This window comes from Virgibacillus sp. Bac332 (genome assembly GCF_003667785.1).
GTDB classification, from domain to species: domain Bacteria; phylum Bacillota; class Bacilli; order Bacillales; family Amphibacillaceae; genus Virgibacillus; species Virgibacillus salarius.
Genome location: NZ_CP033046.1, coordinates 4,375,195 through 4,396,875, shown reverse-complemented (window position 1 = coordinate 4,396,875; position 21,681 = coordinate 4,375,195). Strand labels below are relative to the sequence as shown.

Below are 21,681 nucleotides of genomic sequence, written 5' to 3'. Positions count from 1 at the left end.
TTTTAAGTTAAGAAAGTATAAAATCAGTGCAATGACTGCGTTAAGCCAAGTAGTTATTTTGAAATGTTTGATGTATATTGGCAATGCTCCGACTAATTACTTCGCTTTCCGCGGGCACGGCCTCAACTAACTTTGCAAAGAAGAACACGTTGCAAAGTGGATTTTCGGCTCGCGCTATTCCCGCAGGAGTCTACGTAATTAGTCTCCGCTATGAGAAGGTGCAACAATTCTTGTCATAAGTAATAGGTTGACTTTTTTTACAATGGTTAAAGTGAAAATCGCTATCCGTGAGTATAAAAGCAGCTGTGTTACTTCATGCTAGCGTTGTAGAGCCTGATGATAGCGAAGGGCGGCCACTTCAACTCCTGTGGGAAATGTTTGACCTGAAGATCCACTTTTTTGAGCGGGTTTTGCTAAAAAAGTTAGATGAAGGACAAACCCCACGGAAAGGGAAGTGGGCAGCCGGAGTGGCGGTCAAGCAGTAGCTATTATTCCATAATAGCTACTAGAGAAAGCGTAAATCGGAGCATTTAGTGATAAGGACTGAGCGAATTTTGCTCAGTTTTTCTTATCTCTATTATTTAATTTTCTTCGTTATTTGCCGATAATAAAAGTGTAATTAGATAGGAGGATTTCATATGAAATTACTACATAAACAAACGTCCTATACGGTAGAAAATGACACTTCTGCAATTCATTTCATTTATGAAAAAGTAAATGAACTTATCCAACAAGAAAACACAGTATTCAGTCATTTAGTTATAGATAATCAAGAGGTTTATGAGGAGCATGAAGCATATATATCAAAACATCTTCAAGAGATTCTTCAAGTGGAAATTGTAACCCATAGTAAGCAGGAGATGATTTGGGAAACGATGGATTCTATTAATGATTATCTAAAACGTGCAATACCAGCACTAAAAGAGCTAATTGATGCTAGCTACCATACGTTTACGAAGCAGACATGGGAAGGGATTGATCAGTTAGCTGAAGGGATGCAATGGATCTTACAGTTTAACATGTTCACAAAAGCATCCAAAATAAAACCAGCTTATTGGGAAAATATTGAGGAGAGTGTTTCAACTTGTGAACAAGGCTTCAAAGCACTGATGGAGGGAATTGAAACAAAGGATACGGTGCTAATTTCAGATATATTATCTTATGAAGTCGTTCCTGCCTATGAATCGCTAGAGAATAATTTAGAAAAGTCACTAGAAGATAGGGAGTTATGCAAAAATGCTAATTGACAACATAGTATTGCTAAGAGCGCGATTCCCTGAAATTCGAAACTATTTTTTAGAGCATGAGAACAAGATAGAATTGAATCGACTAACCATCCTTGAATCAAAAACAGGAGCTAAAACAATTCGATACCAAACGACTGAAGGCAATCCGTTGATGATTCATAGTTTATATGATCCAATTCGTGAAGCAGAGCGAATTATAACTGCACATAGCGAGAGTATTATGGAAGATACACATGTATTTTTCTATGGTGTTGGGCTAGGATATCATATTGAAAAGTTTAAGGAAATGTATCCTAGCAATACGTATTCGATCTATGAACCTTGCCCCGAAGTATTTTTTGAATTGACACAACAAAGGAAACTTAATCAGCTAATAACAAAAAAAACATTACAACTTTATATTGATACCTATGAAAAGGAAGCAATGAGTTATTTAAAGGAATTTGTCTCTAGTAATCAAAACATTTATATTATCACTCTACCAAGTTACGAAAATCTCTTTAAGGAAAAAATGATACAATTTCGATCTAATGTTAAAAAAGTAATTACTAATCGTCGTTCGAGATTACATACAAATGAGAAATTCCAAAAAAGATGGACAATAAATAGTGTACATAACTTTAAATCTGTATTAACTACTCCTAATATGATGAAAGATATTAAGCTTGAGCAATTTAAGAGGAAACCGGCAGTGATTATCTCTGCTGGTCCATCATTAGTGGAAGATATGGAATTTATAAGGTACATTAAAAAAAATGAATTAGCAAATATTTTTTCCGTTGGATCTGCCATAAATAGTTTACTTGAGTATGATGTTATACCGGATGCAGTTTGTACGTATGCTCCTAGCGATAACAATTATAAAGTCTTTGAACGGTTAAATGATAGTGGTTTACATGATATTCCGCTAATTTATGGATCCAGTGTTGGATTTGAAACGTTGGAGAGATTTACTGGACCAAAGGTACACTTTATAACAACAGTAGATAATGTATCTCAATATTTTTTAGGTTCGCAAATTAATGCAAATGATTGTATTAATGATGCAACGTCTATTGCGGTATTAATGGTACAGTTATTGTCAGAAATAGGCTGTGATCCAATAATTTTTGCAGGACAGAATTTGGCATATAAGGATGATGAACTATATGCTAAAGGAATTGGCTATACACACTTGAAGAATGGATTTAATAAAGAGATTATAAAAAAGGGAGTTCCGATTAAAGATGTGTATGGTAATGAAATTAAATCAAATATTACGTTTAATAACATGAGAGAAAGTATTGAGCAAATTGTAACACATTATAAAGGCAATACCTTTATAAATACAACAAAAGGAGGAGCTGAGATTAAAGGAGTTCCTTTTTGTCCTATTGAACAAGTGATTGAAGAAGTTTTAACTCATTCAATAATCAAAGAAAAATGGTGGGAAACAGCAAATTCTTATGATCAAAGTGTATTGTCGGATAAATTAAATAGTTTAGAAAATTACATGCACCAATTTTACAATATTATTGAAAACATAAACAAATTGATTCGAAAATTAAATAAAAATATTGCTTTAAAAAATAGAATTAACTTGGAAAAAGCTTTTGGAGAATTTGATTATCTTTATTCTAATTTAAACGAAAATATGTACTATAGAAAATTTGTTGTTCCTTATGTACGAGTTCATGTGGATTTTCTAATTAATGAAATGAATCATATCGTTATGGAAGCTGATCCAATTAAAAAAGCAAATCATATTGTTGAACTGTTTACTAGGTTTATTCAGAATTGTAGGAGTGCAGGTGTAGAGTTGGAACAACTAATTAATGAACAAATAGATAGGCAATTAATTTCATCAAAGATAAATTAATTGAAATATGGTAACTAGAAGAGGTAACGAGATGAATACGATTAACATATTACATATTGCTAGTTTTAATGGGAATATTGGAGATAATGCAAATCATAATGGATTGAGAAATAAACTAGAAAAAATCCTATTTCCCAAGAAACTGAATTTTAAAGAAATTGAGATGAGGGAATTCTATCAATCATGGAACTTACGAGACTTTAACAGTAATGCGTTTATTGAACTTTGTAATGAATATCATTTGGTAATCATTGGTGGAGGGAATTTTTTTGAACTTAAATGGGATTATTCATTTACAGGAACGACTATAAATATAAGCAAAGAAACATTATTGAAAATTAGTACACCAATATTGTTTTTTGGCTTGGGATGTGATATTGCTAAGGGTGCAAGTGAAAATGCTATTTATAAATTTGATGAATTTTTATCTAACGTAACAAGCTCTGATAATTATTTAGTGTCTGTTAGAAATGATGGCTCCTATCAAACATTACAATCGTTATACGGAACGAAGTATAACGATAAAATATATCGGATAGCTGATGGAGCTTTTTTTATGACTACTGATACGTATGACTTTCCTGAGTTACAATGTAATTATCAGTCAATTGGAATCAATATTGCACGTGATATGGAATCTATTCGATTTAATAAAAATATTACCTATAAAGAATTCATCAATGGATTTTCAACTGTATTAGATACATTTCTAGAAAACAATAAATTGTATCAAATAATTTTAATTCCACATATATATAGCGATCTAACCGCTATTTCTGATCTACTTAATTACTTGAATGATAAACATAGAAGAACAAGAGTGAAAGTTGCTCCATATTTAACAGGGAGAGGCTCAGAAAGTTATATTTTTGGATTATATCAACAATGTAAATGTATATTAGGAATGAGGTTTCATAGTAATGTCTGTGCTATTGCCCATAATATACCAACTATAGCACTAAGTAGTTATAAAAAGATAAATGATTTATACCGTGAGTTATCTTTAGAAGATAGATTAGTGAATGTAAACGAGAGAGGGTTTGAAGAAGTATTGTTAAGCAAGCTTAACAATACGTTGAAAACACTAACTACATTATCAAACGAATATGCCTATAAAAATGAACAACTTAAAAAGCAAAATGATTCTTTTTATTGTGATCTAAAGAATTGGCTAGAGAGAAAGGGAATTTTATAGTTAATTTTATTCATAGAACAAATTGTAACATGCTACAGCAATATAATGGTAGCTCTAAATACTCCCAAGCAGACAGATTAGTATCAGCTATCTACTTGGGAGTATTTCAGTTATCTTTCATGATATAAATCATAGAAAAGTTCTACATCTTTTAAATCGTCTATATCCAAATCGAATTTTTCTTCCATGATATATGAATATTTGTTATCATTTAAGCTAGTATTGCTGTGAAGTGTAGCAGTATTATTTATATAAATTGCTCCATTTACTTTATACACCTCAGGAAAGTCCTGCCTTCTTAATGTACTCGTCTTGTTTATGATATTTTCTAATTTATTGTTCTTGTTTATAGTTCTCATTAAAATTGGGTGCTCTTTAACTTTTGTAACACTAACAAGACTTTCATGGTTATTATTAATAACACTTTCAATAGCCTCATCTATATGCCAATGTTTTCGTAGTGGTTGTGTTGGTTGTAAAACGACTACATAGTCGTAATTATATCCACGTTCTTTTTGTTTTTCCACAACATGCATAACTGTATCAATGGTTCTTGAATGATCTTGCGCTAATTTTTCTGGTCTTAGATATGGAACGTTAGCGCCAAGATTGATGGAAATTTGCGCTATTTCTTTATCATCAGTAGATACGATTATTTCATCTAAATAGTTTGATAACAGGGCTTCATCAATTGTATATTGTATTAATGGTTTATTGTGAATCGGTATGATATTCTTCCGTGGGATACCTTTAGAACCACCTCTTGCTGGTATTATAGCTAAAATTTGTTTTCCTTTATACATTTGTTACACCCACTAAATTGGTATCTATAAATTTTTTTTGTATGGGAATATTCCATATACTTTCATCCTCTAGTAGGTTAATAAATTTCTTATGACTAGTACCGTCACCAAAATTTAAATTTCTACTAGTTGGATGTTTAATGGAAGATATGGCATTTCCAATTTGTTGCTTTTCTTCCTCAATACTAATGATGATATCTTGAAATTTAGTAGGGTCATACCTTCCCTGCTGTCTGTTTCCTATATTTATCGATGGTATGCCATAAATACTAGCTTCTCTAATCCCAGCACTTGAATTTCCAATTATAAACTGTGCATGTTTAAGTAATGTTAAGAAATATTCAAATCGCATGGAAGGGTAGACTTTAATATTATCAATCTCTTTAAATCTATTATATTCTTTAATAATAATATGGTTGCCTTCATCATTATTTGGATAAATTACAATAAAATTCTGATTTGATTCAATCAGTGAATCTACCAGGTTGTTAACGTGGCAAGATAATTTATCTAATTCTGTTGTTACTGGATGATACATTACGATAGCATATGCCCCAAAATTAATATCATATCTATCTTTAACCATTGCCAATGACGGTAAATCATCAGAAAGCATTATGTCAATATCAGGTGAACCAATAATATGTATAGTTTCTTCTTTTTCACCTAACTGTAATATTCTTCTTCTCGCTTCTTCATTACTTACTAAGTGAATATGAGAGAATTTGGTTATCGCATGCCGAATTGATTCATCGATAGTTCCTGAGACTTCTCCACCTTCAATGTGTGCAACACGAATATTATTAAAGGCTCCGACTATAGCTCCAGCTAATGCTTCTAGTCTATCACCATGTATGATAATTAGATCAGGTTTATTTTCTTGTACGTAGTTACTAATTCCGGAAATCGTATTGCTTAGTGTAATATCCATGTGTGATCTATCGTTCTGGTTAATGTACAGGTACATATTCTTAAATCCGTCTTTTTCTATTTCCTTCCATGTTGAACCATATTTCTCTAACATATGCATACCAGTAACAAACACGTATAATTCAAAGGAATCACTTTTTTCAACTTCATTCATTAAAGATTTAATTTTCCCGTAGTCTGCTCGAGTACCTGTAATGAAAAGTATTTTCTTTTTTTTACTCATTTCCATCAGTTTATATCACTCCATGACAAGTGCTCATCTATATCTATATCTCGATTAACGGTTTTCCCAAGGATATCTTTGTAATGTTCCGCTTTTATATCTCCTGTACCTGGTCTTTTAACCCAAATATTGTCTTTTGTGAGCGTATTACCAGATTTTAGTTCTTTGGTAGTAACAACTGTTGCAAAGGCAAAATCAATTGTTACTTTTTCTTCATCTGCAGGTTTTTTGTCTCCTCCCCGCATTTTAAATATTTGTGAAGTTCCTTCTATCAATTCGCCTAGTTGATTTGGATCCATGGAACAAACAATATCAGGTCCTTTTCTAGACATACGATCTGTAAAGTGTCTTTCTAAAATAGAGGCACCTAATGCGCTAGCTGCTAAACAAGCATTATTATTAGTAGTATGATCGGAAAGTCCGATAATAGCATTAGGGAATTCCTTTTCCAATTGCTCCATACCTCCAAGTCTTACAAGTTCAGGAGGAGTTGGATATAAGTTTGTGCAATGCAATAGAGCGTATGGTATATTGTTTCTTTCTAGAATAGATACGGTTTTCTTTATACTGTCAATATTATTCATTCCTGTAGAAACAATCATGGGTTTGCCAAAGGAACAAATGTGCTCAATTAATGGATAATTATTACATTCTCCTGATCCAATTTTGTAAGCTTGAACATCCATTGCTTCTAATCGATTAGCTGCGGCTCGTGAAAATGGAGTACTGAGGAAGATCATTCCTTTACTTTCAACATAGCTCTTTAGCTCACGTTCATCTGCTTCATTTAAGGCACATCGCTCCATCACCTCATAAATGGAAACGTCTGTATTTCCTGGTATGACGTTTTTAGCTTCTTTACTCATTTCATCAGTAACCACGTGCGTTTGATGTTTAATTATTTCGGCACCCACATTATAAGCAGCATCTACCATTTTTTTTGCAATATCTATATTCCCTTCATGATTAATACCAATTTCTGCAATAACTATAGGTTTGAAATCTTTACCAATTTTACGATTTCCTATTTTTAAGTAAGGGTGAGTCATGGTTATACCTCCGTATAGGTCGTTGTTACATTCCCTTATATTAGGGGGAATGTTTAATCATGTATTTCTTTTTATATCGACAAATTACTACATATTTAAAATGTAGTTAAGAAATAAAATAATACCAGTCCCTATAAATTCATTACAACTGATCGATTTATCACTTTTAGACAGTAGGTTTTTAACTAGCAAACTGTTATATGGGCGGTTTCTTGATCTAATAAGTAAAACCAATTTTATTAATTTTTGTATTCAAAAAAGGGCTGCTTTTAAGGCAGCCCCTTCGGAAGTCAATCCATTAACTATAAGGATATTGTCGTGCTTTATGTTGTATACTAATCCATTTAAATGTTGTGAAGGCATCTAAGCTCCACTCTCCATTTAATCGGCCAAGTCCAGAATTTTTCACACCACCGAAGGCAACATTTGGTTCGTCGTTAATCGTACCATCATTAATATGGATCATACCAGTATCCATTTGCTTTGCGAGCTCTGCTCCTCGTTCCACATCTCTTGTGTGAATGGCTCCACTTAATCCATAATCACTTTTATTGGCATAAGCAATAACCTCTTCATCACTGGAAACTTTCATTATCGATATGACTGGAGCAAATAGCTCCTCATTTGCTAATGTCATGTCTGGTGTAACATCTGTAAATACTACTGGTTCCACAACATTTCCTTTAACTCCTCCGTGGACAATCGGCGTTGCACCTTCCTCAATTCCTTTTTCAATCAAATTCACGGTATTTTTCACTTGTTGCTCATTGATAAGTGGTCCAATAATTGTAGTTGGATCACTTGGGTCGCCGCAAGTTAATGTTGATACTTTTGCTTGATATTTTTCTACAAATTCGTCATACACGTCTTCATGAACAATTAAGCGATTTGCAGACATACAAATTTGTCCTTGATGGGTGAAACGACTAAAAACTGCAGCACTTACTGCTAAATCCATATCAGCGTCGTCAAGAACAACAAGAGCACTGTTACCACCTAACTCTAAATGAGCTTCCTTTAAGTTTTTTCCAGCCACTGCACCGATATGTTTTCCAACTTTTGTAGATCCAGTAAAAGAAATAGCTCGTGGAATTGGATGTTCCACAAAATAATCGCCAATTTCAGCAATTTCCGTAGTAATGACATTTAATAATCCCTTTGGTAATCCAGCGTCTTCAAAAATTTTGGCAATCATTGTTCCACCAGTAATCGCTGTATGCTCATGTGGTTTCAATACGACGCCATTACCAGATGCTAATGCTGTAGCTACTGATTTCATGGAGAGAAAGAATGGAAAATTAAATGGACTAATTACACCAACTACTCCAACAGGTACACGATACACTCTATTTTCCTTATGATCAATTGGTGAAGTTAATATTTTTCCATCCATACGAAATGGAAAAGTGGAAGCCTCTTTTATTATATTTGTTACGAGCCCGATTTCGAATTCAGCCTTTAGTCGGGTTCCACCAATTTCTTCAATAATAATGGATACAATCGATTCATGGTTGCTTTCAATGAAATGTACAGCCTTTTCAAACACTTCTCGCTGTGTAGTTGGATTAGTATTTGCCCACTGTTTTTGTACGGAGGCTGAAGCTTGATAAGCCTGATTCAAATCATCTGTAGTTGCAGCTTTGTAAGTAGCAATAATTTCTCCGTTATATGGATTTTTATTCTCCATTATTGTGGTTGATGAACCCTCACGCCATGTTCCGTTAATGTATTGACTGTTTAATTTTTTGAAATCCATTTGTATCACTCCTTGTTTAATTTTTTAGTTGAATGTTCTCTTTCGCTAATTGTGCCAATGTGTGTATGTTCCCATTTATTTCCTGCATTGTGGCAGTTAGCTCTTCGATCGCTGCCGATTGACTGTCTGATTCTAAGTTGGCATCCTGAATATAGGTATCGAGATTAGATATTACTTCCTTAATATTATCCGTAATGGTGTGTATTTCTGTTACCTGGTCTTTTGAATTAGCTGCCATATTTCTAATTTCATCTGCTACAACAGAAAATCCTCTTCCGTGTTCCCCAGCTCTCGCTGATTCAATTGCTGCATTAAGCCCTAATAAATTACTTTGATCGGCTATCCCCTTGACAACATTTGATACTTTTTCAATGGTATCAACGCGATTTGTGACTTCTGTAGCTTTTTCTGAAATAAAGGACATGTTACTGGCAAGCCCGGTAATGGACTCAGCCATATCTTGAATCGTATTAGTCACATCATCAAACACGGCAGATAAATTTGTTGCAACTTCCGATAGCTGATTTGCTTTTTCAACACTTAGGCCTACTCCTACACCACCAATAACATTTCCTTCTTCGTCGTGTAGAGGAATAGCTCGAGCAATTAGGTTTACGCCGAATAGTTCTGCAGGGACAATGGCTGCTTGATTTTTATTCTCTAAAATAGCATTTGTAACAATATCCCCTTCTACTAAAGGGTCACCAGGATTTACATTAAGCGAGAATGTTTCCGCTGGAAAGTTGATCACTAACTTTTCTGTATCATAAATTCCAATTGTTATATCATCATTTATTAAGCTTTGTAAAAATGGTCCAACGGTGACAAAAGATTGTAATAATGGATGAATATTTGTTTCTGCTAATTTTTCAGCATTGGCAAAGGTCATATTTTTCACTCCTGTCTTTATTTCAATTTGTTGTTAATAATTGTACGTCATTATTATCGGTAAAAATGCCTAGAATTAAAGAGACATAAGAAATTATTAACAGTTTTTACACATATGCAATAGATATATAGACTTATAAAAAAGCACATATTTCCAATTTTATCTTTATCATTTTAAAAATCCTGCCGATAACAATGGTATACAAAAATGAACATGACATGGTTGATAAGGGCAAACTTTTCGAAAGGGGAGGACGCAAAGCCTAGGGTCTAAGGATTCTATCTATGATCGCCTGGTTGCCAAGTATTTTCTTTTATTTGTTTCTTCTTATATAGAAGTGACACTTTTCCTACATCAGCTAGGTGAGGTGTTCACAACTATAAATAAAAGAGGTTTTTTGGCTATTCGTTATCAGGATAGCTTTTTTGATGGAAAGTTATGTAATTTGAACAGGAGGATTAAATGTGGACAAAACATCTATTATAGGAATCTTTTTAGGAATTATTGCAGTTGGCGTAGGAATGGTATTAAAAGGAGTTGATCTGGTTGCACTCGTTAATCCAGCGGCTATATTAATTATTTTTATAGGTACTGCTGCATCTGTTTGTATTGCTTTTCCAATGAGTACACTTAAAAAGATTCCAGCTTTAGTGAAAATTATTTTTTCGGATAAACAACAATATAATCATAGAGAAGTAGTTGAGATGTTTACACAATTAGCTGATCAAACGAGAAAAGAAGGTCTATTGTCATTAGAAAAGCAGCTAAAGGAAATTGATGATCCTTTTTTACAGTCTGGCTTACAGTTTGTAGTAGATGGACAGTCTCCTGAGTTTATTCGAGAAGTTATGCTAGAGAAAATTAATGCTATGGAAGACAGACATCAGGAGGGAGTTGCTGTTTTCTCTCAAGCAGGTACATATGCGCCGACCTTAGGTGTGTTAGGGGCAGTAATTGGGTTGATAGCTGCATTAGGTGATATGCAGAATATGGATGTGCTTGGACATGCTATATCCGCTGCGTTTATTGCCACTTTGTTAGGTATTTTTTCAGGATATGTACTTTGGCATCCTTTTGCAAATAAGCTTAGAGAAAAATCGAAAAAAGAAGTGCAAATAAAGGAGATCATGCTGGAAGGAATGTTATCTATTACAGTTGGTAATTCTGCAATGGTTGTACAAGATAAACTAGGCTCGTATTTGTCAACGAAGGAATTTGCTTCCTTAAAAAAGGATGAGACAGATGCGTAGAAATAGACAGCGAAAACAACATCATATTGATGAATCATGGTTACTTCCCTATTCCGATTTATTAACATTATTGCTCGCTCTATTCATCGTATTATTTGCAATGAGTGAGGTTGATACACAAAAATACAAAGAATTATCACGTGTGTTTCAAAATGAGTTTTCTGGAGGACAAGGTATCTTAGAGGAGAGTAATCATTCTATTGAACTCCCAAATAAAGTTGATGAGGACAACAAAGAAGAAGAGAAACAATTAACACCAAATGAACAGGAACTAAAGGATTTACAAGAAGTACAGAATCAAATGAATAAATATATTGCTGAAAAAGGGCTCCATGATAAATTAGACACAAAACTGACAGATGAAGGATTGTTAATATCTATATTAAACGATATATCATTTGATTCTGGGAGTGCTGAAGTTTCGACGAATGGTAAGCAAATTGCGGAGGAAGTATCAGAGTTTCTTTATACGGACCCGCCCCATCAAGTGGTAGTTAGTGGTCATACGGATGATCGCCCAATTAATTATGCCGAATTTACTTCAAACTGGGAATTAAGTGTGACTCGAGCTGTCAATTTCATGCATTTATTATTAAAAAATGAAAAACTAGATCCAACTAAATTTAGCGCTAAAGGGTATGGACCGCATCAACCAGCTGTACCTAATTCAAGCGAGAAAAATCGCGCGAAAAATAGACGAGTTGAAGTTCTTATATTACCGAATTATGAAATTGATACACAGAACATTGATCGGAATAAAAACAACTAGTTTTGTAAATCAGGAGGAACAGAATTGAAAAAAGTATTGACATTTAAGAGCATAAAAATGAAGTTGTTCGTTGCGTTTTCTGTCATCATCATATTGGTACTATTGCTAGGCATTACAAATTTTATTGGTATGAAACAGAGCAATGCAAACACAAAAGAGATAATAAAAGAAGAAATGCAGCTATTAGTGGCAGATGAACAGCTGGCTATAAATATGGCTGAACGGACAAGTCAAATCCGCGGATATTTGTTATATGGTGAAAATAAATACAAACAGAACTTTAAGGATACAGTGGAAGAAACAATCAAGCTTGAGAATTTTGTGTTGGATCACGCAGATTCAAAGCAAGTAAAATCTTTAATGGATAAAAAAATTGAGTGGGGCCATCTAACGGATAAAGTTTTTAAGGAGTATGATAGTGGAGACAAAGAAAAAGCAATGCTCATTATGACGAGCCAGGTGCAGCCACTTGCAAATGATTTGATAAGTGGATTTAAGGATTTAGCAGCAGATAAAGAAAGAACTATCAATAGCATGGGAGAGTCGATGATTGAAACAGGCAATTCCTTACTTATAATTGGTATAGTGGTTACTGCAGTAGTCATTATACTAGGAGCCTTGATTGCATTAATTACATCAAATTCAATTACGAGGCCATTGCAATTAGTTAAGCAGCGAATGAATATTATTGCCGAAGGAAAGCTTAACCATGAACCGTTGGTGGTTAAAACAAAAGATGAAATTGGGCAACTGACCAATGCAGCTAATACCATGAATGCTAATTTAAAGGAACTCCTATCTAAAGTGAAACAAGTTTCTTCAAAAGTAAATGACCAAAGTGAAGCATTAACACAGGCGGCTAATGAAGTTCAACAAGGTACAGAGCAAGTTGCTGTAACTATGCAGGAATTAGCATCAGGTTCGGAAGGACAAGCTAGTCATGCAGGAAACTTGGCAAGTATGATGCATGATTTTGATCGAAGTATTCAGGAAGTAAATACGAGTAGCGAAATGATTCAGAATGCTTCTATTGAAATATTAGATCAAACGGAAGCTGGACAGGTTACTATGGTATCTACAAAGGACCAAGTTAGGAAAGTTGATCAAATTGTGAAGGATGCTGTCCAGCGAGTAGAAGGATTGGATACTAAATCGCAGCAAATATCTAATTTAGTAACAGTAATTAGTGACATAGCAGAGCAAACAAATCTACTTGCATTGAATGCAGCAATTGAAGCAGCAAGAGCAGGTGAACATGGCCAAGGTTTTTCTGTCGTAGCGGACGAAGTTCGAAAGCTTGCAGAACAGGTTTCCTCGTCGTTAGATGAAATAACAAATGCCGTGGGAGATATTCAATCAGAGTCACAATTTGTAGTAACTACCCTACAAACAAGTTATCGAGAAGTAGAAGAGGGAACAGGTCAAATGGAGTCGACCGAAGAAACATTTAATACGATCTATACCTCTGTTAAACATATGACCGAACAAATTAGAGCAGTGAAAAATCACTTAGTAGGAATTGCTGAAAGTAGTAAAGAAATGAATGGTTCAGTAAGTGAAATTGCAGCTATTTCACAGGAATCAGCAGCTGGTGTGGAGCAAACTTCTGCTTCGACTCAACAAACCAGTAGTTCAATGGAAGAAGTTGCCGCTAACGCTGACCAACTAGCGGATTTAGCTGATGAATTAAATATGTTAATTAAACGATTTAATTTGTAGTATTATACAGGTTAAAGAAAGTAATACATGGAATGAATCTTGTTGTATATAAATAAAGAGATACTACCCCAGATTGGAGTAACAGCAAGCTCCAAACAAGCGGAATAAATAGAAAAACATGGTAATATATCATGTTTTTTTATTATGTAAAGCTAAGGGATCAAGGGTTCGACAAATAATGCCAAAAAAAGTCACAGAAAAGTCTTTGACCAAATAGGAGGATTGCGTTATAATTAAAAATCGTTATTAGCTAAAGATATAACTAAACAAATTAAAAATTGAGATTTAAAATTAGAGGTGAAAAAAGTGAAGAAATTAGTATCAACAAAAATGGGGTTCTTCGCGGTTGCACTGGTTTTATTTTGGATAAAAACGTATACGATATATAAATTTGAATTCAATCTAGGTGTAAGTGGGGCAATGCAAGAATTTCTATTATTCTTTAATCCTCTCAGTTCTGGATTAATTTTTCTCGGACTAGCCTTATTTGCAAAAGGTAGAAGAGCAGGAATATGGATTATCGTAATAGACGCAATTCTTTCATTTATCTTATATGCAAACGTCGTGTTCTATCGCTTCAATAGTGATTTCATTACCATTCCTACGTTAATGCAGACAGATAACTTTGGAAGTATTGGTGGAAGTATTGCTGATTTAGCTCAAATGCATGATTTGCTGTATGCAGTCGATATCATTTTACTAATCGTATTGTATACCACGATACGTAAAGGTTGGTCAGTAAGTCGTATACAACTCCGTAAGCCATTTATGGTATTAGCTGCAGGTGTATTAGCTTTTACTATTAATCTAGGATTAGCAGAAGCTGACCGTCCACAGTTATTAGAAAGAACATTTGATAGAAACTATTTAGTGAAATATTTGGGAGCATTTAACTTTACCATTTATGATGCTATTCAAAGTGCTAAAACGTCAACTAGACGTGTACTAGCAGATAGTAGTGACATCGTAAAAGTAGAGAACTACACGAAATCGAAGTATGCAGAACCGAATGAAGCGTATTTTGGTAAGGGTGAAGGAAAGAATATTATTAAAATTCATTTAGAGTCTTTTCAATCATTCTTAATTGATTATAAGCTACATGGAGAAGAAGTTACGCCATTTTTGAATTCTCTCGTTCATGATCAGGAAAAAGGCTTCACATATTTTGATAACTTCTTCCATCAAACAGAGCAAGGTAAAACAGCTGATGCAGAATTAATTACAGATACTTCATTATATGGGTTACCACAAGGAGCAGCCTTTGTTACTAAAGGTAGTAACACTTTTCAAGGGCTACCAGCTATACTAGGACAACAACAAGGTTATACAAGTTCTGTATTTCATGGAGATGGTAAATCATTTTGGAATCGTGATGAAGTATATAAACACTTAGGTATTGATGAGTTTTATCATGAAGCGTATTTTGATATGAGTAAAGAAAATGTTATTAATTATGGCTTAAAGGATAAACCATTCTTCGAAGAATCAATGCAATACCTTGAAGAAATGGATCAACCATTTTATGCCCATATGATGACTCTAACTCACCATCATCCGTATCTCATTGATGAAGAAGAGGCAAGTATTGAGCCAGCTGAAACAGGAGATGGTTCTGTTGACAGATACTTCCAAACAGCTCGCTATTTGGATGAATCGTTAGAACAATTCTTTAATGATTTGAAAGAAGCAGGTTTATATGATGACTCAATTATTATGATCTATGGAGACCACTATGGAATATCTGATAACCATAACAGGGCAATGGCCGAGATTACTGGAGAAGAAATTACTCCATTGAAAAATGCTGATTTACAGCGTGTGCCCTTCATGATTAAGGTGCCAGGAGTAGAAGGGCAAGGTATTAATCATGAATATAGTGGCCAAATCGATGTTATGCCAACGCTACTGCATATTTTAGGAATTGATGCCAGAGATTACATTCAATTTGGTACAGACATGTTTTCAGAGGATCATAAAGATTTCGTCCCATTTCGTAATGGTAACTTTATGACAGAAAAATATAGTTATGTTGATGGGAAATACTACGATAATGCAACAAAAGAGGTTATTGAAGAGCCTACTCCAGAAATGAAAGAAATGCATGAGACAGTTATGAAGGAGCTAGAGCTTTCCGATGAAGTGTTGTATGGTGACCTATTACGTTTCTATACACCAAATGAAGATTGGCAACCTGTAGATGAAAATGAGTATTTCTACGGTGGACCAGATGATGAAAATGCAAAGGTAGAAGAATAAAGAAAAAACTGGGAGACTATACTAAGCCTCCCAGTTTTTTGTTTAGGTTATAATTTTCTAAATCAAGAGTAGGACAACTATATGGTGTATATGCTCATTTTTTACAGTAGCTATGAAAGAACTTAATTTGACCTGATAATTATCTGAAAAATTAACAAATAACCATTTTAACATAGAATCCTACCAAATGCATTACATCGTCTGTTAAAAGTTACATACAATAAATTATACAAGCATTAGATGCTTGGTGTATATCATATAGCAAGGAAACCTAAATTAAATGCAAACAAATGTTCTGTTTCGAGGTATTTATTTTATAATGTATGATATACTAATTAACAGATAACGTTCTTTTAGGACAATCGGCTAGCCCTATTTTTTTCTGAGGGGGTGAGCCAATTGAACATTTATGAAGTGTTTATGGTGATGTTTTCGTTTGGCACCTTTTTGGTAGCTTTCTTGACTCTGATCATACGGATCATCAATAAAAAATAGACCTCCCTTTAGCCTTACATGCATGGAGAGGCCTATTTGCGGAAAGCCGATCCCTAGGGGAACTGCTTATCTTTGACCACAGTTGCAGCTGTGGTCTTTTTAGTATATGCATAATTCTACCTATAGTATACCATAAAACAAGCATATACACAGAATTTAAACAGGAGCAAGAATGGATGAACACCTAGTGATTATGATAGTTGTATAACTTATAACATGTTTATGAAAAAAGTTCATAATTTTGTCACAAATAAACAAAATTTGCAGACTTCGTCAAAATGCTTAGATGAAATCATGATTTTCATTGATTTTATGACAACAATTGATTGAATTCGACGAAATAAAACGCTTGTCACTAGTAATATACCCTTCAATTCGACATTAATGTCAAAATTTAAAATGCTTGACTACTATGAGATAATGAGTATATAGTCTTAGATATTTAGAATTATTAATGGATAGGAGGTTTATTTTAGAATTAAATAAATTGTAATACCTCTACTATGTACAACCTGTTCTTACAAAAAAGGGGGAATGAATAAGGAGGATTATATGAACAAGTCTAGATATATGCTTTCTGAACATCAAGCAGAGAAAAATTTACTTCCAAAAAATCATATAGCAAGTTGTTTTTCTCCCTATCATAAAAAACAATTAATATTTTCATCAAATGAATTCAATTACTTGTGTTGCTGTAAATATATGGAGAGAGTTCAGTCTAAAATGGTTGTATGTCAGCTTGAATGGATAAGTACATATGTTTTAACTAATTGATTCATGAAGACAAAGGAAATAAAGGTATAGCCGAACTATAATCTAAGGATACAAATATCCGGAGCGTAGTCCGGTTTTTTATTGGACATTAGAAATGGCTGGGTTATACGAGGATAGCACGAGTCTGATGATCCACTTGTCTAAGCAAATTTTGGTTGGATGTTAGTAGATGCCGTTTGGTGGAAAGTCTCTGTCATATTTCAGATTTTGATGAAGCATCATATTAGTATTCGGCATTATTTCAACGTGAATTATCTCATATACTATCTGGCAGTAAAAGCCCCACTGATTGAAGTTCTCTTTATTTATATCCATTCCCTTTTAACATAGAACAAACGATAATTGTACCGACCTGTAGGTTTTTAATTTTGAGAATGAATATCTCCTGCTTATAGTGTTTGTAGAGATATGCTATATTAAGGAAAGGATATATTTATGAAGGGAGCACCTCTAGTTGGAAATGCATCAATCGAAAGAACAAACAACGAATGTATATCGTTTTCTTCTCGTATTTGGAATTATTATTGTAGCATTTAATTTACGGCCGTCTATTACATCTGTTGGTCCAATTATTGGCACAATAAGGGATAGCTTGGGACTTTCAAATGGGAGTGCAGGACTATTAACCAGTTTGCCGTTAATTGCTTTTGCTGTTATGTCTCCAATTGTTCCAAAGTTAGGAAATCGTTTAACGAATGAACGAGTCATGTTACTTGGTTTAATTCTACTTTTTATAGGTATCAGTATTCGTTCCTTATCAACAGTTTTTTTGCTTTTCAGCGGAACATTGCTCATTGGTATAGGAATAGCGATATGTAATGTTCTTCTTCCTGGTGTCATTAAGGAAAAGTATCCTGCAAAGGTCGCTGTTATGACAAGTATCTATTCCACTGCAATGGGAATATTTGCTGCTACAGCTTCAGGGCTAAGTGTACCAATTGCTCAAGGACTTGGATTAGGCTGGCAAGTGGCCTTGTTCGTTTGGGCAACTCCAGCTTTAATAGGAATTGGTGTATGGGTTTATCTTGTTCGCAGGAATCCTACAAAACAGCAGGTATATCATTTTGAATCTGCTGCAGATAACCGTATCTGGAAGTCTTCTTTAGCGTGGCAAGTAGCAGCATTTATGGGATTTCAATCTTTTTTGTTCTATGTGACGATTTCATGGATGCCCGAAATACTTCATGATTATGGCATTAGTATAGCTGCTGCAGGATGGATGTTATCTTTTTTACAGTTTATAGGGTTACCGGCTAGTTTTCTCGTTCCTGTATTAGCTGGTAAATTTAAATCACAACGTGGCTTAGTCTTGGCAATGGGATTTTGTTCAGTAAGCGGGTATACAGGCTTATTACTAGGTGAATCTATTGTCGTCATGGTTATTAGTACAATCTTAATTGGTTTTGCTCTTAGTGGAACATTTGCGTTAGCATTAACTCTACTTAGTATGCGAGCACGAACCGGAAAACAGGCAGCGGAGTTATCAGGTATGGCACAATCGTGTGGGTATGTTTTAGCAGCTTTTGGTCCAATTGTTATTGGCTATTTGTATGATGTTACCCATTCATGGAATATTCCGCTAGTAACGTTGATTAGTGTAGCACTCATTGTAGTATTATTTGGCATGGGAGCAGGTCGGGATAAATATGTGTTTGATGAATAATGTAGGTTGTGACATCCGTGCTGAAGGCTTATAGCATTTGCGATTTTTATTTCTGGAAGGTAACGATACGCTTAGCGTTCACTTCTTTTTATTTTGCTAGTATGTACGCCGTCAAATTTATACTACTGATATTTGTTACCGCGTTTGATGTCCGTGTATCAGTTGCAAGTTTGTCCTTGTCGTTTGTAATTATTGGATCAATTATCGGATTATTCGTTATTGGATTTTATCTGACCCCATCTTTCGTATGCTCTGTTTAATTAGGTCCATTATTCCTTTTCTGATATGCGATCATTAGAGTAATAGGCTCACTAATTACTTGTTGGCTTGCTTGTCTCTTTGGTTAAAAGTGAGTTCGTAGTTTACGCATTATTATTCTTTGCACTTGTATGATAATGACATTAAGTAACTACCTCATCTTATGATAATAGGACTCTGTATTACTTGTTATGGTTGTTTACAGCACATTCTTTAACGGCAACAGCAGTTAGTGAGGAAACTACTCATCATAAAGGGAGTGTGTCAAGCTTATATTTTTAGTATCTTATTATATCGAAGGATCACTAGGCAGTACCACTGTGCTTGCTCCATATGGGAGAATATGGATGGCTTTAATTACTTTTATAGGTATATTACGAGTTATATATGTATTCACTGTAAAGACCTTCAGTACTTTATCTCACATATAACTGGCAATAAAACCCCCACTGATGAAGGTTTCACTTTATTATTAGAAATAGATAAAAGAGAGGAGATTTGCTGTGATTAGATATCTACTTATGGAAGCAGTCGGATGGGTATTCACTGCAGTAGGTGCCTATTTTATATATGAAGATACTTCAAATATAATCGCCTATAGCATTTTATTTATAGGGATTATGCTTATCGTTTTTAACTTTCCGAAAGGTCTTAGGAAAAGAGATAAAAAAATTGAGGACAAGTGAATCGATTATATCTGTGCTTTTCTCTTTTTATCTCACATATAATTGGCAGTAATTCCCATCTTAGGCCATAGCGATAAGCGAGGGATCGACTGCTAGTAATGTCCGATTGCTTCCAAGGCCTTTAGGTCATATCCTTGTGGTACTAACAATCCGTGGGTGATAACAAAACTTCCACGGATTGAAGTTTCATTTTATTTCATGAAATCTGGTAGTTCGGTAAGATGAATTCCCCAAACTAAAGGGAGTAAAAAGTAAACACTTATTGTAACTAGAACGATACCAATAAGGTTTAATACGATTCCTGCTTTGGCCATATCTGGAATACGTAAATAGCCTGCTCCAAATACAACAGCATTAGGTGGTGTTGCAACAGGAAGCATAAAGGCACAAGATGACGCTACTCCTGCAGCGATCATGACAACATAAGGATGGACGCCAAGTGCAATTGCAAGTGCAGCCATAATTGGATACATCATATTGGCAGTTGCTGTATTCGAAGTGATTTCTGTTAAAAAAATGACTAATGCAGTAATAACAAGTAGGACAATAAAAATATGAATTCCTTGTAATGTGATTAACTGTGTACCAATCCATTCCGTAAGCCCTGATTGTGTAAAGCCTGCTGCAATAGCCAAGCCTCCTCCAAACAATAGCAAAATTCCCCAAGGTAATTTGACAGCTGTATTCCAATCCAATAAGAAATCACCTTGTTTATTTTTAGAAGGAATGATGAATAGAATGATTGCTGCAGCCACTGCAATAATGGCATCATTTATATTTTGGTTTAATTCTGCTAACACAAAGCTACGTGTGATCCACGCAAGGGCAGTAAGAACAAATATAGTAAATACAGCTTTTTCTTCTGATGAGGCGTTTCCAAGCTTTTGCTTTTCTTTTGTAATAACAGATTTACCTCCTGGAAGTTCCTTCAGCTTAAGTGGAAATGCAATTCTGACTAGATAAAACCAAATGATAAAGATAAATCCCCAAGCGATTGGAACACCAAATAGCATCCAAGTAGAAAAGGATAGTTGAATGTCATACATCTCATTAATAACTCCTGCAAGTGCAGCATTCGGTGGCGTACCAATTAACGTTGCAACCCCGCCAATGGAGGCAGAATAAGCGATGCTAAGCATCAATGCTTTTCCAAATGCAAAATTGTCTTTTGATGTATCGATAGACGGATCTTCTTTTAAAGCATCTGACACTTGATAGATAATAGCCAATCCAATTGGAACCATCATCATTGCTGTAGCAGTATTAGATATCCACATAGAGAGGAATCCGGTGGATACCATAAACCCTAATACGATTCGGTTTGTATTCGTACCAATCAAGGAAATGATTGTTAATGCAATTCGTCTATGCAGATTCCATTTTTCCATAGCCAATGCTATCATAAAACCTCCCATAAATAGAAAAATAGTATCGCTGCCATATGAAGATGTAGTAGTCCCGATATCTAACCCGCCTGTCATCGGGAATAGTATAATTGGGAGTAGTGACGTTACAGGGATAGGTATTGCCTCTGTCATCCACCAGACAGCAATCCAAACGGTACTTGCAAGTATTGCTATTCCTTCCCAAGCCAATCCTTTAGGAGAAAAAAATAGCAACATTACTATAAATAATAAAGGGCCAAGTATTAAACCAGCTTTTTGTGCTGGTCTATTGTATCGATGTTTCCCATTATTATTACTACTAGAATAATCAGTTGAATTAGTTGTCTTTTCGCTAGTTAACTTAGATGGGTGAGGCTTTACAAAGAGAAAGAAGGCTTCCTTTAATTCATCATGTTTTTTCCACATCCAGTCCCATGTAGTTGAAATCATTTAATAACCTCCTTATATATAATTGC

17 protein-coding genes and 1 riboswitch are annotated in these 21,681 nt (G+C 34.5%); of the genes, 11 read left to right on the top strand and 6 right to left on the bottom strand.

The genetic code is table 11. From position 1 onward, the window contains the following. Nucleotides 1-287 precede the first annotated feature (287 nt). From D9782_RS21535 to D9782_RS21520, 4 genes are all read left to right on the top strand, one after another. Complete coding sequence (locus D9782_RS21535; RefSeq protein ID WP_121605695.1) at nt 288-485, top strand: hypothetical protein; 198 nt, start codon at nt 288-290, stop codon at nt 483-485. Nucleotides 486-638: 153 nt separating this feature from the next. Beyond that, entirely contained in the window at nt 639-1,247 is a 609-nt protein-coding gene (locus D9782_RS21530; RefSeq protein WP_026679945.1) for a DUF8042 domain-containing protein, read from the top strand. Continuing rightward, on the top strand, nt 1,237-3,105 hold the full coding sequence (locus D9782_RS21525; protein WP_026679944.1) for a motility associated factor glycosyltransferase family protein: 1,869 nt from the start codon (nt 1,237-1,239) through the stop codon (nt 3,103-3,105). The genes D9782_RS21530 and D9782_RS21525 overlap by 11 nt, the downstream gene beginning before the upstream one ends. Before the next feature lie 31 nt (nt 3,106-3,136). Beyond that, nucleotides 3,137-4,300: a polysaccharide pyruvyl transferase family protein gene (locus D9782_RS21520; RefSeq protein ID WP_162986485.1), complete on the top strand. Its 1,164-nt coding sequence runs from the start codon at nt 3,137-3,139 to the stop codon at nt 4,298-4,300. Nucleotides 4,301-4,410: 110 nt separating this feature from the next. Here D9782_RS21520 and D9782_RS21515 read toward each other — a convergent pair whose 3' ends face one another. From D9782_RS21515 to D9782_RS21495, 5 genes are all read right to left on the bottom strand, one after another. Then, nucleotides 4,411-5,103 carry an acylneuraminate cytidylyltransferase family protein gene (locus tag D9782_RS21515; protein WP_121605693.1) on the bottom strand — a complete coding sequence of 231 codons (693 nt, stop codon included), beginning with the start codon at nt 5,101-5,103 and terminating at the stop codon, nt 4,411-4,413. After that, a complete protein-coding gene (gene neuC, locus D9782_RS21510) occupies nt 5,096-6,256 on the bottom strand; it encodes a UDP-N-acetylglucosamine 2-epimerase (RefSeq protein ID WP_026679942.1) in 1,161 nt (386 codons plus the stop codon). Before neuC ends, D9782_RS21515 begins: the two co-directional genes overlap by 8 nt. A gap of 5 nt (nt 6,257-6,261) precedes the next feature. Continuing rightward, on the bottom strand, nt 6,262-7,305 hold the full coding sequence (locus D9782_RS21505; protein ID WP_026679941.1) for an N-acetylneuraminate synthase family protein: 1,044 nt from the start codon (nt 7,303-7,305) through the stop codon (nt 6,262-6,264). A gap of 298 nt (nt 7,306-7,603) precedes the next feature. Next, the gene (locus D9782_RS21500; protein WP_121605692.1) at nt 7,604-9,061 is read right to left on the bottom strand and encodes an aldehyde dehydrogenase family protein; all 1,458 of its coding nucleotides are present in this window, start codon (nt 9,059-9,061) and stop codon (nt 7,604-7,606) included. A gap of 16 nt (nt 9,062-9,077) precedes the next feature. Next, the gene (locus tag D9782_RS21495) at nt 9,078-9,950 is read right to left on the bottom strand and encodes a methyl-accepting chemotaxis protein (RefSeq protein WP_034678428.1); all 873 of its coding nucleotides are present in this window, start codon (nt 9,948-9,950) and stop codon (nt 9,078-9,080) included. 220 nt (nt 9,951-10,170) lie between these two features. Further along, a riboswitch (cyclic di-GMP riboswitch) is annotated at nt 10,171-10,254 on the top strand. Nucleotides 10,255-10,414: 160 nt separating this feature from the next. Here D9782_RS21495 and motA point away from each other — a divergent pair. From motA to D9782_RS21455, 7 genes are all read left to right on the top strand, one after another. Then, nucleotides 10,415-11,200 (top strand): flagellar motor stator protein MotA, encoded by a 786-nt coding sequence (motA, locus tag D9782_RS21490; RefSeq protein ID WP_026679938.1) that lies wholly within the window; start codon nt 10,415-10,417, stop codon nt 11,198-11,200. Beyond that, on the top strand, nt 11,193-11,969 hold the full coding sequence (gene motB / locus D9782_RS21485; protein WP_026679937.1) for a flagellar motor protein MotB: 777 nt from the start codon (nt 11,193-11,195) through the stop codon (nt 11,967-11,969). The genes motA and motB overlap by 8 nt, the downstream gene beginning before the upstream one ends. Nucleotides 11,970-11,993: 24 nt before the next feature. Beyond that, a complete protein-coding gene (locus D9782_RS21480; protein ID WP_121605691.1) occupies nt 11,994-13,688 on the top strand; it encodes a methyl-accepting chemotaxis protein in 1,695 nt (564 codons plus the stop codon). A gap of 306 nt (nt 13,689-13,994) precedes the next feature. Beyond that, nucleotides 13,995-15,944, top strand: a complete 1,950-nt coding sequence (locus D9782_RS21475; protein WP_121605690.1) for a lipoteichoic acid synthase — start codon at nt 13,995-13,997, stop codon at nt 15,942-15,944. Between the two features lie 420 nt (nt 15,945-16,364). Next, nucleotides 16,365-16,439, top strand: a complete 75-nt coding sequence (locus tag D9782_RS24005) for a putative holin-like toxin (RefSeq protein WP_371414017.1) — start codon at nt 16,365-16,367, stop codon at nt 16,437-16,439. Nucleotides 16,440-17,673: 1,234 nt separating this feature from the next. Next, complete coding sequence (locus tag D9782_RS21460; protein WP_121605942.1) at nt 17,674-18,876, top strand: CynX/NimT family MFS transporter; 1,203 nt, start codon at nt 17,674-17,676, stop codon at nt 18,874-18,876. A 761-nt stretch (nt 18,877-19,637) separates the two neighbouring features. Beyond that, complete coding sequence (locus D9782_RS21455) at nt 19,638-19,820, top strand: hypothetical protein (RefSeq protein WP_026679932.1); 183 nt, start codon at nt 19,638-19,640, stop codon at nt 19,818-19,820. Between the two features lie 191 nt (nt 19,821-20,011). Here the strand turns inward: D9782_RS21455 and D9782_RS21450 are convergent, their stop codons facing one another. After that, nucleotides 20,012-21,655 (bottom strand): SLC13 family permease, encoded by a 1,644-nt coding sequence (locus tag D9782_RS21450; protein ID WP_121605688.1) that lies wholly within the window; start codon nt 21,653-21,655, stop codon nt 20,012-20,014. Nucleotides 21,656-21,681 lie beyond the last annotated feature (26 nt).

Bases quoted from the DNA above. Each gene is read 5' to 3' on its own strand.
- D9782_RS21525 (WP_026679944.1), top strand. From the start codon at position 1,237: ATGCTAATTGACAACATAGTATTGCTAAGAGCGCGATTCCCTGAAATT.
- D9782_RS21505 (WP_026679941.1), bottom strand. From the start codon at position 7,305: ATGACTCACCCTTACTTAAAAATAGGAAATCGTAAAATTGGTAAAGAT.
- D9782_RS21500 (WP_121605692.1), bottom strand. From the start codon at position 9,061: ATGGATTTCAAAAAATTAAACAGTCAATACATTAACGGAACATGGCGT.
- D9782_RS21460 (WP_121605942.1), top strand. From the start codon at position 17,674: ATGCATCAATCGAAAGAACAAACAACGAATGTATATCGTTTTCTTCTC.
- D9782_RS21520 (WP_162986485.1), top strand. From the start codon at position 3,137: ATGAATACGATTAACATATTACATATTGCTAGTTTTAATGGGAATATT.
- motB (WP_026679937.1), top strand. From the start codon at position 11,193: ATGCGTAGAAATAGACAGCGAAAACAACATCATATTGATGAATCATGG.
- neuC (WP_026679942.1), bottom strand. From the start codon at position 6,256: ATGAGTAAAAAAAAGAAAATACTTTTCATTACAGGTACTCGAGCAGAC.
- D9782_RS21450 (WP_121605688.1), bottom strand. From the start codon at position 21,655: ATGATTTCAACTACATGGGACTGGATGTGGAAAAAACATGATGAATTA.
- D9782_RS21515 (WP_121605693.1), bottom strand. From the start codon at position 5,103: ATGTATAAAGGAAAACAAATTTTAGCTATAATACCAGCAAGAGGTGGT.
- D9782_RS21495 (WP_034678428.1), bottom strand. From the start codon at position 9,950: ATGACCTTTGCCAATGCTGAAAAATTAGCAGAAACAAATATTCATCCA.
- D9782_RS21530 (WP_026679945.1), top strand. From the start codon at position 639: ATGAAATTACTACATAAACAAACGTCCTATACGGTAGAAAATGACACT.